Below are 15377 nucleotides of genomic sequence, written 5' to 3'. Positions count from 1 at the left end.
CACATAAGCAACTAAGGCACATGAAGGATTGAGCTCGGCTCCTGGCACGGAAAGTTTTTAGGTAATGGCACCACAGGACAAAAACCCTTTCAACAGCGGAGGCAACGGCGCGGACGGGCAGAACGCCGACAACCCGACCGAATACTTGGGGCAAGCCAAGTCGGAAGGGGCGAGTGCGGAGCCCCCGCAGTACCGCCGCCAGGATGATCAGAGCACGCAGGTATTCGGAGCCTCCGGTACTGGAAACTCGCAGGGCTACCAGAACACGGGCGGTCAGGGGTACGGTGCGCCCGGTTTTAACCCTCAGGGTGGCTATGGCCAGGCTGGCCAGCAGGGCTACGGTCAGCCTGGTCAGCAGGGATACGGCCAAGCTGCCTACGGCCAACAGGGTTATGGGCAGCAGGGATACGGCCAACAGGGCTATGGCCAGGCCGGTTATGGTCAGCAGGGTTACGGTCAGCAAGGGTATGGCCAGCCCGGCCAGGGATATGGTCAGGGTTACGGCCAGTCCGGCTCCAACGGGCAGGGCGGCAACGGCAACGTGGCCAAGATCGTCGTCGGCCTGCTGGTGCTTATCGCACTGGTAGTTGGCGGTGTGCTGATTTACAACCTGGTCTCCAGCGACGACGAAGGCGACGAAAAGCCCACCTCCTCGACATCCGAGACCACGGATACGACGGGGGAGAACAACGAAGAGACTTCGGGGAACCAGAACGAGGACAACCCAATGACCTCGATCCCCACCCCCTCTGGTATCACGTTGCCCTCGGACTTCCCGGACATGTCTGATTACCAGGATCAGCTCGACGACAGCCTGGAAGATTTGGAAGAGATGCTGAGCAGCATGACCGAGAGCCCCGTCGTGCCTACCGGTAGGCCCAGCTACAACTAGCCAGGCCGCGGGCGGAGCCTAGACCGCGGTGTCTAGAACGCGGAGCCTAGAACCCAGGGCTCCAGCCTCAAACAAACACAAGAAACCCCCAGGCGGACTTAAAACCTGGGGGTTTCTTGCTGACGTTTCAAGAGGAAACCGGATAATCCAGCACCCTAACCCCCTCTGACCTGCTCGTTCACTGCCCCGTTGCCTCCATCCTTACCCTCTATCCCGCAAATATCCCGCATTAGAGAATCTCCCGCACTAGCAGTCCTCGACTCGGAATCTGGCCACAGGTGCGCATACGTGCTCAGAGTGACGGTCGCCGAAGCGTGCCCCAACGCAGCCTGCACACTACGAACATCCACCCCGTGCGCAATCAGACCACTAGCATAGAAATGCCTCATAGAGTGTGCCGTGTACAGCATTCCTGTACGCCTGCGGATGGAATGGAAGATCGATGAAACGCTCCGTCGTGTCCACGGGGCGCCGTCGCCGTTCGTAAAAATAGGGTCGTTAGGATCGCCATCACATAATGGCGAGAGACGAAGCGCTAGAGGCTCCGGTAGATACACGTCACGCCTTGCCGACAACGTTTTCAACGGGGCTACGGTGCCGTCTTGTGACCGCTGTCTACGTATCCGTATCCTCCTGCGTAGAAAATCCACATCGCCCTTAGTTAGTCCGCACGCCTCACTAGACCTCATCCCCGTTGCTGCGAGCAGCATGACAAGAACGTCCGCATTCTTTCGACGCAACCCTTTGGCTGACTCTATGATTGCTTCCACGTCGCTAGGGGTGGGGATCTTGTCTGCTTCCACAGCTCCCGAAACCGGCTCCGTATGGATACGCTGCGCGGGACTGACGGATATTAGCCTGTCGAAAACAGCCTGTGAGAGTACCGTGGAGACATGCTTAAGGCATGTGCGCACAGTGATAGGGGACAGTGGTTTCCCACTCACGCTACCCGTACCGTCGGCCAGGCCATTAACCCATGTTTGTATATGTGATCTACGGATAGTCTGGATCGGCATATCGGCCAGTACGCCGAGGTTGCTTTTCGTGTATGCACGGACGTTTGCCGTGTCTGTACGTGTTGCAGCCTCCTGCCACTCGCCGAATAGTGCGCCCAGCGTGACTGTCCCTTCGGTGGGGTCGATCCATTGTCCACGCGCCATATCCCGCTGTTTTTCTGACAGCCAGATTTTCGCGGCTTTCTGAGTATCGAAGGTTTTTGACCGTTCCTTCCCCGCTGGGTCGCGATATCTGGCCACCCACCTGGTTTTACCCGTACGACTGACGCGCTTCTGTATCGCCACCTAGTTCACTTCAACCTTCGCTTTATCAGCACTCTCTGGGAAAATGTTGCAGGAGTACTGGCCGCCTGGGATCTTTTGGTCTTTCGCGGAGTAGTGCCAGTGAACATCGTCGCCCACTCGAATCTGACGAGCTGCACTTAGGTCGACATCGGCCATATCGTCGCGGGTGATTCCGGCGCGTTTAGCTACTTGCTTTTGGCATAGCATTGCTGCCATGTGGCCGTCCATACCGTTGATTTTCTCCTCGTTCGTTTCTGTGGAGCTGCCACAGGCTACGAGAACGAGGGTAAGGGGGATGATTGCTGCTAGTTTGCGGTTCATGCTGCTAGTCCTTTCAGGATTTTGGGGTGTAGTTGTAGGTAGGTTTTCAGTAGGTGCGGGGTGACTTCGAGGTCTGCTGCGAGACTCCGGTAGTCGTGTCCGTGCCAGGGCGCTAGGTGTAGTAGTTGTTGGGGGTCTATGAGTAGGTTTGCTGCGTACTCGTCTGCCCTGCGCTCTTGTTTCTCGTCGAAATGTTTGTGTCCGTTCCTCCTGTCTCTGTAGTGGGCGTGGCCTAGTTCGTGCGCCAGAACGCTCTTGTAGTCCCATACGGCCATTCCTCGGCGAGTACTGATGGTTTTGTATTGGTCTAGGTATATGCCGGGGATTCCGTGGTCGTGGTGGGTGAGCGTTATACCCATGTCGTGTGCTTTTTGGTGTAGGTCATGGATCGAGGTCATCTGGGGTGCCTCCTATCTCGTCGTGGGGGTATGCGACTGCGCCTAGCTCGTCGTAGTCAATGCCGTGGTCTGTGGTGGCTTGAGTGTAGGGGAGGTGGTGGACATTGTCGGTCGTAGTGTTCGATTCTTGCTTGTTCTGCTTCGCTTTTACGGCCAGCTTGTCGGCTAGGTAGTGAATTGTGCTGACAATTCGGTCTGTGTCTTCTGGCTCGGTTTCATCTTCCGGCTTGATCACTCCGGTTTCTCTTAGTGCTGATATGACAGGGATTTCATAGTGGCGGGAGATTTCGATGATGTGGTCAGTGGTTAGGCCACGTTTCACCTTCTTGGAGAAGTTCGATGGATCTTCTCCTAGGTCTAGAGCTATCGCGTGGATTGTTTTTCCGGTGCGAGCTTCGATCCATTCTTTGTGGTCTGTCATGCTTTGTATGGTACTTGACTACCAGTATTTTTCAACCCTAAATCCCCAGTTCATACCCTTTGTCGGGGGTGGCAAGCGGGGGTGTTTTTGTAATTCCATGGTTGTTAGCTACCAAACGGTAGGGTAACTTTCTACCTAGCGGTTCGGAAAGAGTGAACACGGATCGCTCGCCACCTGAGGTTTGGAAAAGCAACCGAAGCAGGGGTGTTAGCCAGAGACGAAGGGGTTTTCTTCATGTCTAATGACGTTTTCGAGCTGAAGGTTTCCGCCAGAAAGTTCTGTAAGCGCAACCGCATTGACATCAACGAGCACCGCCTTATGCGGATCGTTCGCAAGGTCATCAAGCGCGCGGAGCACGAGCAGCGACGATTAGAGCGCATGGAGATCACAACCCCGGACGGGTATAGCTTCATCGATTATCGTGACCCGACCGGCGAGTCAGCCGTGCGGAACATCATGCGGGAAATCCTCACGCCACGGGCTAACACCTCCAAGGTGGCGTAGAACCAAGCGCCCTACGGGGTTCTTTACCTGTTGGAGGGTTATGTCATGAGCGAAATTTACGAGTGCTTCCGAAATCGTCCGGAAGTACCACCACAAAAGCGGAGCGGGGTATGCGAGATGTTGGAGACCACTACAAACATGGCGCTGGAACTTGGGGTGGAGAGTTTTAAGGAGCATGCGCGCACGATGATCATTAACTCGATCGAGGACATGTACAAGCAGGGGATGAGGTACCGCGACCAGGTGAACGCCGCCTATATGGCGCAGCTACTTATGCGACTGGGGGCAGACGGTGCGGTTGAGCGGGTGGCTGCATGAGCGACTCGATGAGCAACACCCTCTATGACGCGCTGCGCGAAGCGGAGATTGCTTTCTCTACTGCAACTATGCATGACGAGCAGTATTTCGCGGCAGAGGCCTGGCTGACTATCGCAGACCTACTACAAGAGCGAGGGGAGCTTGATCTGCTGCTATGAAAAAGTTTTACACAGTAAATGAAGTCGCGGAGATTTTCGCACTCCCGCGATCCACGGTTTACGACCTTGTCCGCTCCGGTCGCATCGACTACCTCGCACCTACCCGGCTGGGTGGTTCCATCCGCTTCCTTAAGTCTGCTGTTGATAAGCACATTAGCGGGTTGGAGGTGGCGGCATGAGGCACGACGATACGCGCCCGATGGAGCGGATTGAGAGGCCGAATTTTGAGCAGCTTGAAGCGTATAGCTACAGGCATATTCCGGAGCGCAGGAATGTCGCAGGTTGGCTCTTAGCCCTATCGGTAATTGTCCTAATCGTCCTGATCGCATCTTATATCTGGTGGTAGAGCATGGCTGTAGAGAAACTAAGTTATGACACTAAAGAAGAATGGCTTGAAGCTCGCAAAGGCTACGTAACAGCCACCGAGGTGGCGAAGCTCGCGCGCGGAAGCTCCAAGGTTTGGGACGAGCTGCGAGACCAGAAAGCTGGCCTAATCGATGCTCCCGACATTTCGCATCTGCCAGCAGTCATCCACGGCAATGAACGTGAGATCGACATAGCGGAGTGGGTGGCAAGCCTTGACGGGGCAGAGAGGCTGCAACATAACCGGGCTTTGTACGCGCGTGATGGTAAGTATGCTGCCACCCCGGATATGGTCACCGCTGACCTAACCGTGGTTGGCGAGATCAAGACCATCAGCGAGAAGCGACTAGCCAGCCTAACGCAGTGGCCTACTCCCGCTTACTACGACCAGATTCAGTGGCAACTTTTCGTAACTGGTGCGGAGATGTGCATTTTCGCATGGGAACCATACCTAAGCGAGAACGGCGAAATCACTCCTTGGGTGCCGGATCGTGGCAACAAACTTGTCATGCGTGACGAGAAGCGCATTAGCGAATTGAAGGACATTGCGGATCGTTTCCTTTCTGGGGAAAACTCTCAGGATATTCCGGATAATGTTCAGGTTCTTTTCTCTGAATTGCGTGACATTCTTAAACGCGAAGAGGAAATTAAGCCACTTTTGGATCGAAAAGCGGAAATTGAGAATGAATTGCGTGAGCTTGCGAATGGGGAGCATGCAGCGTGGGATTCTGGCGATTTGCGTGTAAGCATTTCCGCCCCCGGTGTTTCTAAGCGTTTCGATAAGAAGAAACTGTTTGCAGACAATCCGGACATTAATGAGTCAGATTATGTAACTGAATCCAAAACTAAAGCGAGAGTGAGGGTTACTTTCAATGGCTAAGTTTAACCTCAATGATTATGAAACCGTCGATGAGCGCATTCAGCGTTTCCGACGAGATAACCCTAATTCCCGGATCGAAACGGAGATTATTGATTACCAGGGCGATATTGGGGCGACACGTTGGCTAGTGCAGGCGCGTGTGTACAAGGACTCTGATAGCCCTGTCATGGGTATCGGCCATGCTTTCGAGGTAGATGGCACAGGCATGGCGAACAACACTTCCGCCTGCGAGAACGCGGAAACATCCGCGGTTGGTCGAGCGCTAGCACAGGCAGGTTATTCCGGCTCTAAGCGCACTACGCGCGAGGAGATGGCAAAGGTGCTCATTCCTGAACTGCGCGAGCGTATCGCAAAGGCAACAACAAAGGATGAGACACGCAATATCTGGAATGAAGCCAACAGGAATGGCGTACTTGCCGAAGTTAAACAAGCCATTCTCGACCGCAATGAACAAATCGCTAATGGTGGACAGTGACGGTTCTTAACCCTGTAGAAATCGAAAGTAAAATCCTCGGAATTACGAACAGAATTTCTAAAGGAATTTCAGTATTCACTGAACGCTATGACAAATTCATGGCAGCGGATCGTGATTACGACCTTTCTTTCGCCCGCGCCTATTTAGGGGCGGAGGGGAGCATTGAGGACAAAAAGAAACGCGCAATAGTAAGCACTCATGATTTACGTACTGCGCGTGATGTTGCCGAGGTTGAATTTAAGCAAGCGGATAAATTGTTGCGCGCACTGGAGTTGGAGCTGCGCGCTTTGCAGTCTATCGGCGCTTCTGTGCGTCAGCAGTACAGCGTAGCGGGAAGAGGTGAATGATGTTAGTCCTGCAAATCATTTTGTTAATTGTGAGCGTGTTTATTTTGTTGGAGGTTGTCGATGACAACTCGCCGCATTTCCGAGAGTGAATATCTAGCGGTTGTCAGACGCGCGGAGAGCGGAGTAAGCCATCCAGCTTGCGAGGTGATGATTCCCGGCGCATGCACAGGCTCAATGCAAGAGTGGCACCACAGGAAGCTCAGGTCGCAGGGTGGCGGACATGAGGTTGTGAACGGGCTTGGCGTGTGCGCTGGTTGCCATAGGGCGATCCACGCTGACCCTAGTCGAGCTTACGAGCACGGGTGGCTGGTGCGTGGGTATCACGAGCCTGCGGATATGCCCGTGTTTAGGCGTGGGGAGTGGGTGTTTCTGACGATGGAAGGAGGTGTAGAGCATGGCAGTGATTCGGAGAATGGGGAGGATCGAGGATGATTTCACAATGATCCCTAATGCTTTTGCCCGCGATGACAGCATTTCCGCGAGGGCGAAGGCGGTTTACCTGTATGTGGCATCGCATGATAGCGGATGGAGCCTGAACTCCCGGAGCTTGGCGACTGTGCTGGGCATGAGCCAAAACACCATCAATAAAGCGCTGCGCGAACTTGAGGATTTAGGGTGGCTAAGGCGAACTCAGGAACTAGTTGACGGGAGCAAGTTTTCGTCGATGGTTTATGAGGTTTTTACCGTGCCTCAAAATTTGCGTCACGCGACTCAAAATGTGGTGACTCAAAATGTGGTGACTGAAAATTTGAGTCACATTAAGAAGACTAATTCCTTTAAGAAGACTAATACTACTAAGAATACTAATACCCGCGCGCGTGAAATCGATCCGAACTGGAAGCCAGATGATCTACAGATGAAGAGGCTTCGGGATCGCTATCCCCAGCACGCGCTCGAAGATGAGCTTAAGAAGTTCATCGACTGGTACCAGAAGAAGGGGATCGAGCGCAAAGACTGGTATCGGTCTTTCGATAACTGGTTGAAGAAGGCTAAGCCTGAACGTCCGAAGTTTTCTACGGTCGATATCCCAGACCCGTATGGATTGGAGAATGCGCCATTCTGAGAGTGGAGACTGTCCAACGTCTGCTGGATGATATGAAGATCCTTTTCCCTCGCTTGTCTGTGCCTCAGAAGCCGGAGGCTCGTCAACGTATGGTGACGCTTTGGCATAGGGCGCTTGATACGGGCGCTTATCCGGAGCATGTGTTCCATGAGGCGCTGGATGTTTTGGCGAGGGATGCAACTGCAAATGATTCCCCGCCTACGCCTGGTGATCTTCTCAGAGCTTGCCGTAAGGCGATTGAGCGTATTGAGCGTGATCCTGTGCGTAGGGAGAAGCTTTATGAGTGGCGATTGCGTCGACGTGACGAGTTGATTGCTCGGGATCGTCAGAATGCCGCCAAAAACGAACCGTAACGCCGTTTTAAGGCGAGAACTATATCCCCGTGGGCATTTGCCTAGCGGGGTTTTTTCATGCCCGCAAAACGCGGGTTTCGACACAATCAAGGAGAACGCCATATGGCACTAGCACAAATCACCATCGACAACGGCACCGTCATTGCCGACCCAGAACTTAAGTACCTCAACAACGGCACCGCAGTAGTGAACCTTCGAGTCGCAACGAACCGCCGCCGAAAGAACGAGCAAACCGGCCAATGGGAAAACGCTAAGACGCACTACGCAAACCTGGTCGCCTTCGACGCTTTCGCCGAGAACATCGCAGCAGCCTTCAACAAGGGCGACAAGATCAACGCCACCGGCGAGGTTGAAACCCAATCCTGGGAAAAGGACGGGCAGAAGCGCAACAAAGACTCCATCGCTATTCAGAGCATTTCTGTACCTGTGCAGCGCTTCGCCAGCGACAACAGCAGCCCGGGTGGACAGTCGCCGCAGCCCGCGTGGGGTAGTGCGCAGCAAAACCTCGATGACGAGCCACCATTCTAAAAACGCAACCCGAAAGGAGAAAGAAATGATTCGAGTGCTCACTAAGCCAGCATGCGGAGCATGTATACAAACGAAAAACTGGCTAGACCGCAACAGCATCGCCTACACCGAAACGACAATCACCCCAGAGCTTGCCGAATGGGCGCGCGAAAATGGGCACTGGCAAGCCCCCATTGTCGTGTTCGGCGAGGAAAGCTTTTCAGGCTACTCGCCAACGGAACTCGAAAAACTCAAGAATAGAATCACGGAGGGCTAGAAATGACCGTTGACCAGCAAACAGAAAAAGCAGTGCTCGGCGCAATGCTGGTCAACAACAAGGTAATCCCCGAGGTCGCTACCCGCGTTAGGGAAACTGATTTTTTCGTCCCCCGCTATCAACAGGTGTTCTCCATCATCCTCGAAAAATTCAATGAGGGTGAGGAGGTAGACCCGCTGGTCGTTTCGTCGGAGTTCATACGCTCTGGTCAAGATCCTAAGTTCATTATGGATTTGACTAGTGCAGCTCCTACTGTGCATAACGCGCCGCGTCATGCTGAGATCGTGGCGGAGAACGCGGCACGACGCAGGCTAGGGGATATCGGCACGCGACTTAAGCAGCTTTCCGAGTCTGGTGAATCGCCACAAGACATTATCGGAGAGGCTCAAAACTCACTAGATACTGTCATGGCCTCCAAGGGCGCTGAGGTGGTGAAGCTCGGCTCCGTCACTGACCTGGTGATGGACGAGGTTGTCCGCATGCAGGATGGCGAGGTTACCCCTGGTGTGAAAACTGGATTCGCCGATATTGACCACATCACTAACGGGCTAAGCGGTGGACAGATGGTGATTATCGCTGCACGGCCTGGTGTCGGTAAGTCGACTCTCGCTGTTGACTTTATGCGTCATGCGTCGATTAAGAACAATATTCCCACGCTCATTTTTAGTTTGGAAATGAGTAAAGAGGAATTAGGTTTGCGAATCATTAGTGCTGAAGCTGAAGTTTTAACCGGCGATTTAAAGCGCGGGCGCGTATCCGATGAAGATATGGAGAAAGTCAGGGTAGCTGATGAGCGTTTCCAGAACGCACCCTTGTACATTTCCGATTCCGCTGAAATGACAATGGTCGATATTCAAGCGCAATCGAAACTCATGGTTGCGAAGCATGGAATCAAAATGATTGTTGTCGACTATTTGCAGCTGCTCACGTCGGGTACTCGCACGGAATCGCGTCAGCAGGAGGTTTCTGAGTTTTCCCGCAAACTGAAGCTGATGGCGAAGGCTCTTGATGTGCCTGTCATTGCTATTTCGCAGTTGAATCGTGGCGTGGAGCACCGTGGCGAGGATGCGCTGCCGAAGGCTTCCGACCTGCGTGAGTCTGGTTCGTTGGAGCAGGATGCGGACATCATCATGTTGATTCATAGGCCGGGGTTGCAGAATCCCGACCATGAGCATGCGGATCGCGCTGAGGTGATTATCGCTAAGCACCGTGGGGGTAGCACGGGGACTGTTGTTTTGTCGAGCAGGTTGTTTTATTCGAAGTTTGTTGATTATGAGGGCAGGATGAGCCTTGCTTTCAGGTAGGGAATTATGTCTGGTTTGAAGAGTATTTACATTAACGCGGAGCCTGGATTAAAGCCGGTCTATATTCATAGTGCTGATGCGGGTGCGGATTGCCGATCCGCTATTGATGTCAAGATTCCAGCTGGCAAGTCAGTGTTGGTTCCCCTTGGTTTTCGTATTGCTATCCCTGAGGGGTATGTGGGGCTTTTGCATTCTCGGAGTGGAATGAGCCTAGCGAATCGCATTGAGGTAGCTAACGGTGTGGGGGTTATTGACTCTGGTTATACGGGTGAGGTTAATGCTCATTTGGTGAATAATTCCGATGAGGGTTTTCTGATTCTTAAGGGCGACCGTGTGGCGCAGCTGCTCATTCAGAAGGTGGAGAAGCCACTATTTAAGTTTGTCGATTCATTGCCTAGAACAGATCGCTCCAATGGTGGTTTTGGATCGACAGGAAGGAAGTAGTTTTGGCGACTATTGATGATCTGAAGCGTATTAATAGTGCTCCGCGCACTGTCGAGGAATGGTTGGGTCGGTTCAATGAGGAGGATCGGCAGGTGGTTGTGGAGGCGATTATTAGCGGTAAAACCTCCGACCTGTATCCGCTTCTTAATACGTTGGAAACTAATCCTTTTACTTTTCGGAAAAGCACGATTAATCATATTCGGCGACTTTTGTTAGAGAGGCAATGATGATGAATAAAAGCAGGAAGATCCTTGATTTGGAGAATCAGATTGACAAGCTAAAGAATGAGCTTGAGGCGACTAAGGCTGAGATACGGAGAAGTAAGCCTCGGAGTCGACTTCTAGGAAGGTGGGCAAAGCACCTCAACTATGGTGATGTCCTGGTGGTGACGGATAGACCTGACGATGATGGAGATGTCTACGTCATCGCCCCTAAAGTTGGCGCTAATGTCCCAGAGTTTCCTGTATGTGTGAGCCTCGCTGATTTGACTTTTTGTGAGGAAAGTAACCTCCCTGAAATGGCTGATACTGGAAGCATTTGGTTTGCGGACGTGGATGATAGCGAGACCTCTGCAAGGCGGATTGCTGTAACGAAAGCTGGCCGGGATTGCTGGCGTAGTCGTCCCGTTGGGGTGGATGCTGTATCGGAGTGGCGTGACGAGGATGTAACGCTTATCTCACCTTTGGTCACGGCCAAGCCGTGGGATGTGAAGACTGCGAGCACGGAGGAAGAGTATTTTTGCCTCCCTGAAGGGAGCGTCGTGGCTGCACCTGGTGCGCATCCGTGGACTCTTTATCAGCGTATTTGGATGAACGGGGAAGAACGGAAGTGGGATAGGGAGTTGGCTGGGGTTAGTCGACAGGTTTTGCGTTGGGGGTGGGGAGAATGAGCACGGTCAGTGAAGCTACGGAGGTAATTGCCAGCATCATTGGGGATGATCCGCTCGCGGGAGTGGCGGCAGACATGCTAGAGGAGCGAGGGCTACTCTACTCCGAACTGCCCGAACCATCGAAAACAGGTAACACATATAGCACCTGGTTCACCGGCCACGCCGTCGCTATCGAGGGCGTCATAGACGATAGCGGAGTCGTGACCCACCTTCACAGTCGAGGTGCCATCTATGTGGCGACGCACGAGGGTAATGTACTGTCCCTCGACTACGACGAAGCCCGCCGCGTAGCCCTCGCACTCCTCGCCGCCGTAGAAGAAGCCGAAACCATGAAGGAGGGCACTCTATGACTAGTCGGCAGGAGCGCCTGGAAGAACTACAGCAACAGGCCAAAGAACTCGCGGAGCAGATCAAACAACTACAAGACCAGCTCAACAACACACAACCCACCACCGGATTACTAGGCCGATGGGCGACCAACCGTGACGGCAAGCGGGTACTCATCACCACAGACAGGCCAGTAGATGGCTGGATCGAAACCACATACGTCAAACCCGACGGCGCCACGTGCGAAAAGGCGGAGCAGTTCGACAGTCTCGCATTCCCGGAGCAAACCACCCGCCCACAAGACGTGCCCGAAGGTCAAGCGTGGATTGTGGACGTACACAACGGGGCCGCCAGGCAGCGCACCCAAGCGCTCAAAATCGACGAGAACCTATGGGTGGCAGACGCGGATCTGATAGGCGACGATTACGAATGGATAGACAGCGACGTCACTCTCATTACCCCGCTCATCCCCGCCCGCCCATATATATATCCATACGTACAGCAGGCAGGGCGACCCTAGTGAAAGGGGACTAAATGACAAGTATTTCAGACCTTAAAAACCTCCCCACACCACCACCAACCGGCTACCAACCCGGCATCGAATGGGACGGCCACACCGGACACGTAACCGTAGCAACAACCGGACAACAACCAGACAAAAGCACCGTCGACGGGGTAATCGACTCATCCCCCTACCTGGATTCCTCCGAGATTCAGGTGGACTGGGCAGCCAAACCCCGCGTAAGCATTCACCATGACGCGGACGGGAATGTGGTGCAGGCGTGGTACAAGCTACCCCTGGTGAAGCGAATCGACCGCAGCTTCGAGATAGACGAACTGCTGGAAGGCATCTACGCCAAACCAGCAGTTTTCAACAAAACCGGCAACCGTTGGCGCACAATCATGCTATCCGACCAGCACATTGGCAAGAGCAAGCAAGACGGAGGCGGGGCAGACGTTCTCATCGAACGGTGGAAACGCAGCGTGACTAACGCACTAGCAGATGGGCCGTTCGAGGGCATCAACCTTGTTTTCGGCGGGGACACCATCGAAGGTTACGTATCGCAGGGTGGGAAGAATATCGCTGGTTGCGACATGACGCTTTCGGAGCAGATTCGTGTTGCGTCGCATCTGGTGATTGAAACTATTCAGCAGTGCATCCAGGCGGCTAATCATGTGGTTGTGGCGACTGTGCCAGGCAATCATGGTGAAACTACCCGTGTTTCGAATGTTTCCATGACTGATTCTCATGATATTCAGGTTGTGAGCGCAGCTCAGCAGGCTATTGAATTGGCTGGGCTGGGCGAGACTGTGGATTTCTACTACCCGCAGGAAGGCACTGGTGACGTGACCTATGCGGCGGGTGATACGACCTTCACCGTCGTGCATGGGCATCGTTTCTCGGGTGGCGCTGTGAAGGGTGCTGAGACCTGGTGGTCTGGTCAGATCACCAACGACCGGCCAGCAGCGGCATCGGACGTTCTGCTGTTCGGTCATTTCCACGGTTTCCGCGCATGGTCGTATACGGCGCGCAGGTGGATCCTTAGCGCTCCCGCTTTGGAAACTCAATCAACGTGGGTTGCTAATAGCTTCGGCGGCTCGTCAACCCCCGGCGCGCTGGTGTTCGATATTCGTGATGGTAAGCCAGTGAATATTGGAGTGATGTGATGGATAGCGTGAATCATCCTAGTCATTATCAGTCTGATTCAGGCCTCGAAGCGATTGACGTTATCGAGGCTTTTTTCATGCGCAATTACTTTCTTGGAAATGTTTTTAAATACATTGCGCGGGCGGGAAAGAAGGGTAACCGGCTGGAAGATTTAAAGAAGGCGGAATGGTATTTACATCGGGAAATTCGCAGGCTATCAGGCGAAGATAAGAAAGTGAACGTTGAGATTGATGGAGTCATTAAGCCAGTTGGCAACTTAAGGCCAACTGTTGGGGAAGTTAATTTCTTCAGAAAAAAGTATGGACTTCCGCTAATTGAGACCGAAGACGAATAACAGTGAGGAATGCATATGGTGAACATTGTTGAGCCTAAAGTTGAGCTGATCGCGCACACCACATTGGCGAATGATGGGCGATCTCCAGTTATCGAAAACTACATGAGCCTAGACAGTGAGGGGAGTGACCCGCAGCAACTTGTGGAGTTCGCGGGGCGAGTCTGCTACCAGTCTTTCCATAAGCCGAACACTAAGACAGCGCGAAACAAGGACTATCTGAACCGCACGCTACACGACCAAGGGCATTGGTCGATTGCGGAGCATGCTACGGCAACGTTCTACATCATAGGGGTGTCCCGCGCTTTCACCCATGAGCTGATCCGTCACCGCCACCTGTCATATTCGCAGCTTTCACAGCGTTTCGTCGACGGTGAATACGGCAACATTGTCATGCCACCTGCCGTGCGAGATGATGATGACCTTTGCCACGCTCTAGAGCTTGTGGCCGAAGAGTGCGCCCATGGGTATGGCACTGTGGCAAATATTCTGCAAAACGAGCTTGGCTTGCCTGTCAAGCAGGCGCGAGAGGCTGCCCGCGCAACACTCCCCAACATGACTGAGACCCGCATTGTCGTAACCGGCAACCTGCGCGCGTGGCACGAAGTTATCCAACGGCGCACTCAGCCTGACGCGGACGCAGAGTTTCAGGAAGTCGCAGGCATGATCCGCAACCACCTGCGAGACATCGCACCAGCCATTTTTAACCAAGGAGACCAGTGACCGCATCAATCAAACAGTTCAAGCAGAACATTGCCGATGTTCTGCCAGTGGCAAAAAGAAGTCAGAAGGAGAACATTCCAACAATCAGCCACATCCGCATCTTCAACGACGGCGAGCGTACCATCATGCAAGCCACGGATCGTTTCATCATCATCAACAGTGTTGTCGAGGAAGATGTAGACGGTGGAGAATTCAACATGTTCGTCACCCCTGAAACTCTCGCATCCATCAAATCCCACACCAGCGGAAACGTTGAAATCAGCGATGACCACATCACCATCAACGGCATCGAATATCCCGAAGCAGGTGAAGTCGACTGGCCTGTCGTTGACAAGCTCATCAAAGAAGCATGGGATGACGATAGCTATCACACCCCAACCGACAACACCCCATGCGCCTACCGCGTGGATCTGCTGAAGCACATCAAAGACGTGGAAATCATCCCACGATTCAACAATCCAGCGGCACCAACACGGTTCAAAGCGGGAGCACGAGCATATGGTGTGATCCAACCAAAGCGGGTAAAACCTTGATCAAAATTGTCGGCACACCCGCTGCGCAAGGATCTAAAACAGCATACAACCGGGGTGGAAGGTGCGTACTAGTTGAAACCAGCAAGAAGCTGAAACCCTGGCGGGAACAAGTCGCCAAACAAGCAGCAACCTACTACCAACAACCGCTTGGTGGGGCAGTAAGCCTCACAGCGGTTTTTATTATGCCCAGAACCAAAGCAATGGGCACAAAACCAGCACCACACATGGTGCAGAAACCAGACCTGGACAAGCTCCTCAGGGCACTCAACGACGGGCTAACAGGAATCGCCTTCCACGACGATTCACAGGTGGTGGAGATTAAAGCCACGAAACGTCGCGCAGAACCGGGGGAGGAAATCGGGGTGGAGGTGGACGTAGCGCCAATTGGATGACTACGAACTTTGTGACGCTATTCGAGCAATGACTAGCCCTGGCTTGCCCGTAACTCTGCACACCATCAAGGCAGGTGTTCTCACAGAGGATAAGAGCCGTGTTGAACCATTTGTGCGGGGAATGGTTGCTAATGGTGAATTAGCGGAATTACCTAAAGGGAAATTCCAGAAAATACAGCAATAGGAG

At 53.3% G+C, this 15377-nt stretch carries 27 protein-coding genes; 23 read left to right on the top strand and 4 right to left on the bottom strand.

Annotation, left to right across the window (positions count from 1 at the left end; all coding sequences use genetic code 11):
* Positions 1–64: 64 nt before the first annotated feature.
* Positions 65–892 (top strand): hypothetical protein, encoded by an 828-nt coding sequence (locus HMPREF3166_RS01570; protein WP_035005326.1) that lies wholly within the window; start codon positions 65–67, stop codon positions 890–892.
* A gap of 155 nt (positions 893–1047) precedes the next feature.
* On the opposite strand, the gene HMPREF3166_RS10420 is transcribed toward HMPREF3166_RS01570, so the two are convergent.
* The 4 genes from HMPREF3166_RS10420 to HMPREF3166_RS01555 all read right to left on the bottom strand — a co-directional run bounded on the left by HMPREF3166_RS10420 (position 1048) and on the right by HMPREF3166_RS01555 (position 3333).
* Positions 1048–1908: a tyrosine-type recombinase/integrase gene (locus tag HMPREF3166_RS10420; protein WP_371327252.1), complete on the bottom strand. Its 861-nt coding sequence runs from the start codon at positions 1906–1908 to the stop codon at positions 1048–1050.
* Positions 1909–2193: 285 nt separating this feature from the next.
* Positions 2194–2514 (bottom strand): hypothetical protein, encoded by a 321-nt coding sequence (locus HMPREF3166_RS01565; protein WP_070487366.1) that lies wholly within the window; start codon positions 2512–2514, stop codon positions 2194–2196.
* A complete protein-coding gene (locus HMPREF3166_RS01560) occupies positions 2511–2912 on the bottom strand; it encodes an ImmA/IrrE family metallo-endopeptidase (RefSeq protein WP_070487365.1) in 402 nt (133 codons plus the stop codon). Before HMPREF3166_RS01560 ends, HMPREF3166_RS01565 begins: the two co-directional genes overlap by 4 nt.
* Positions 2896–3333, bottom strand: coding sequence for a calponin homology domain-containing protein (locus HMPREF3166_RS01555; protein WP_070487364.1), 438 nt, complete (start codon positions 3331–3333; stop codon positions 2896–2898). Before HMPREF3166_RS01555 ends, HMPREF3166_RS01560 begins: the two co-directional genes overlap by 17 nt.
* 234 nt (positions 3334–3567) lie before the next feature.
* Between HMPREF3166_RS01555 and HMPREF3166_RS01550 the strand changes: the two genes are divergently transcribed.
* The 22 genes from HMPREF3166_RS01550 to HMPREF3166_RS10140 all read left to right on the top strand — a co-directional run bounded on the left by HMPREF3166_RS01550 (position 3568) and on the right by HMPREF3166_RS10140 (position 15374).
* Complete coding sequence (locus HMPREF3166_RS01550) at positions 3568–3837, top strand: hypothetical protein (protein ID WP_070487363.1); 270 nt, start codon at positions 3568–3570, stop codon at positions 3835–3837.
* Positions 3838–4023: 186 nt separating this feature from the next.
* Positions 4024–4155: a hypothetical protein gene (locus HMPREF3166_RS10375; RefSeq protein WP_256365731.1), complete on the top strand. Its 132-nt coding sequence runs from the start codon at positions 4024–4026 to the stop codon at positions 4153–4155.
* Positions 4152–4313, top strand: a complete 162-nt coding sequence (locus HMPREF3166_RS10150) for a hypothetical protein (RefSeq protein ID WP_168160720.1) — start codon at positions 4152–4154, stop codon at positions 4311–4313. Before HMPREF3166_RS10375 ends, HMPREF3166_RS10150 begins: the two co-directional genes overlap by 4 nt.
* A complete protein-coding gene (locus HMPREF3166_RS01540) occupies positions 4310–4492 on the top strand; it encodes a helix-turn-helix domain-containing protein (RefSeq protein WP_070487361.1) in 183 nt (60 codons plus the stop codon). Before HMPREF3166_RS10150 ends, HMPREF3166_RS01540 begins: the two co-directional genes overlap by 4 nt.
* A 170-nt stretch (positions 4493–4662) precedes the next feature.
* Positions 4663–5556: a YqaJ viral recombinase family protein gene (locus HMPREF3166_RS01535; RefSeq protein ID WP_070487360.1), complete on the top strand. Its 894-nt coding sequence runs from the start codon at positions 4663–4665 to the stop codon at positions 5554–5556.
* Positions 5549–6031, top strand: coding sequence for a hypothetical protein (locus tag HMPREF3166_RS01530; RefSeq protein ID WP_070487359.1), 483 nt, complete (start codon positions 5549–5551; stop codon positions 6029–6031). Before HMPREF3166_RS01535 ends, HMPREF3166_RS01530 begins: the two co-directional genes overlap by 8 nt.
* Positions 6028–6378 carry a hypothetical protein gene (locus HMPREF3166_RS01525; RefSeq protein WP_070487358.1) on the top strand — a complete coding sequence of 117 codons (351 nt, stop codon included), beginning with the start codon at positions 6028–6030 and terminating at the stop codon, positions 6376–6378. Before HMPREF3166_RS01530 ends, HMPREF3166_RS01525 begins: the two co-directional genes overlap by 4 nt.
* 394 nt (positions 6379–6772) lie before the next feature.
* Entirely contained in the window at positions 6773–7441 is a 669-nt protein-coding gene (locus HMPREF3166_RS01520; protein ID WP_070487357.1) for a helix-turn-helix domain-containing protein, read from the top strand.
* Positions 7442–7473: 32 nt separating this feature from the next.
* Positions 7474–7794, top strand: a complete 321-nt coding sequence (locus HMPREF3166_RS10230) for a hypothetical protein (protein ID WP_210383903.1) — start codon at positions 7474–7476, stop codon at positions 7792–7794.
* Between the two features lie 102 nt (positions 7795–7896).
* Positions 7897–8322: a single-stranded DNA-binding protein gene (locus HMPREF3166_RS01510; protein ID WP_070487355.1), complete on the top strand. Its 426-nt coding sequence runs from the start codon at positions 7897–7899 to the stop codon at positions 8320–8322.
* Positions 8323–8347: 25 nt separating this feature from the next.
* Positions 8348–8578, top strand: coding sequence for a glutaredoxin family protein (locus tag HMPREF3166_RS01505; RefSeq protein WP_070487354.1), 231 nt, complete (start codon positions 8348–8350; stop codon positions 8576–8578).
* Positions 8579–8580: 2 nt separating this feature from the next.
* Complete coding sequence (dnaB, locus tag HMPREF3166_RS01500; protein WP_070487353.1) at positions 8581–9882, top strand: replicative DNA helicase; 1302 nt, start codon at positions 8581–8583, stop codon at positions 9880–9882.
* A gap of 6 nt (positions 9883–9888) precedes the next feature.
* Entirely contained in the window at positions 9889–10326 is a 438-nt protein-coding gene (gene dut / locus HMPREF3166_RS09885; RefSeq protein WP_083293786.1) for a dUTP diphosphatase, read from the top strand.
* A 226-nt stretch (positions 10327–10552) separates the two neighbouring features.
* Complete coding sequence (locus tag HMPREF3166_RS01490) at positions 10553–11215, top strand: hypothetical protein (RefSeq protein WP_070487351.1); 663 nt, start codon at positions 10553–10555, stop codon at positions 11213–11215.
* Complete coding sequence (locus HMPREF3166_RS01485) at positions 11212–11565, top strand: hypothetical protein (protein WP_070487350.1); 354 nt, start codon at positions 11212–11214, stop codon at positions 11563–11565. Before HMPREF3166_RS01490 ends, HMPREF3166_RS01485 begins: the two co-directional genes overlap by 4 nt.
* Positions 11562–12062 (top strand): hypothetical protein, encoded by a 501-nt coding sequence (locus HMPREF3166_RS01480; protein WP_070487349.1) that lies wholly within the window; start codon positions 11562–11564, stop codon positions 12060–12062. The genes HMPREF3166_RS01485 and HMPREF3166_RS01480 overlap by 4 nt, the downstream gene beginning before the upstream one ends.
* A gap of 14 nt (positions 12063–12076) precedes the next feature.
* Entirely contained in the window at positions 12077–13210 is a 1134-nt protein-coding gene (locus tag HMPREF3166_RS01475) for a hypothetical protein (RefSeq protein WP_070487348.1), read from the top strand.
* Positions 13210–13545: a DUF3310 domain-containing protein gene (locus HMPREF3166_RS01470; RefSeq protein WP_070487347.1), complete on the top strand. Its 336-nt coding sequence runs from the start codon at positions 13210–13212 to the stop codon at positions 13543–13545. The genes HMPREF3166_RS01475 and HMPREF3166_RS01470 overlap by 1 nt, the downstream gene beginning before the upstream one ends.
* Before the next feature lie 15 nt (positions 13546–13560).
* Positions 13561–14265: an FAD-dependent thymidylate synthase gene (thyX, locus tag HMPREF3166_RS01465; RefSeq protein ID WP_070487346.1), complete on the top strand. Its 705-nt coding sequence runs from the start codon at positions 13561–13563 to the stop codon at positions 14263–14265.
* Positions 14262–14798: a hypothetical protein gene (locus tag HMPREF3166_RS10275; RefSeq protein WP_246816892.1), complete on the top strand. Its 537-nt coding sequence runs from the start codon at positions 14262–14264 to the stop codon at positions 14796–14798. The genes thyX and HMPREF3166_RS10275 overlap by 4 nt, the downstream gene beginning before the upstream one ends.
* A complete protein-coding gene (locus tag HMPREF3166_RS01455; protein ID WP_246816891.1) occupies positions 14795–15190 on the top strand; it encodes a RusA family crossover junction endodeoxyribonuclease in 396 nt (131 codons plus the stop codon). The genes HMPREF3166_RS10275 and HMPREF3166_RS01455 overlap by 4 nt, the downstream gene beginning before the upstream one ends.
* Positions 15183–15374, top strand: a complete 192-nt coding sequence (locus HMPREF3166_RS10140) for a hypothetical protein (protein ID WP_168160718.1) — start codon at positions 15183–15185, stop codon at positions 15372–15374. The genes HMPREF3166_RS01455 and HMPREF3166_RS10140 overlap by 8 nt, the downstream gene beginning before the upstream one ends.
* Positions 15375–15377: the final 3 nt, after the last annotated feature.

This window comes from Corynebacterium sp. HMSC08A12, assembly GCF_001807485.1.
Lineage (GTDB): Bacteria > Actinomycetota > Actinomycetes > Mycobacteriales > Mycobacteriaceae > Corynebacterium > Corynebacterium evansiae.
This window is presented reverse-complemented; position numbering and strand designations above follow the sequence as displayed.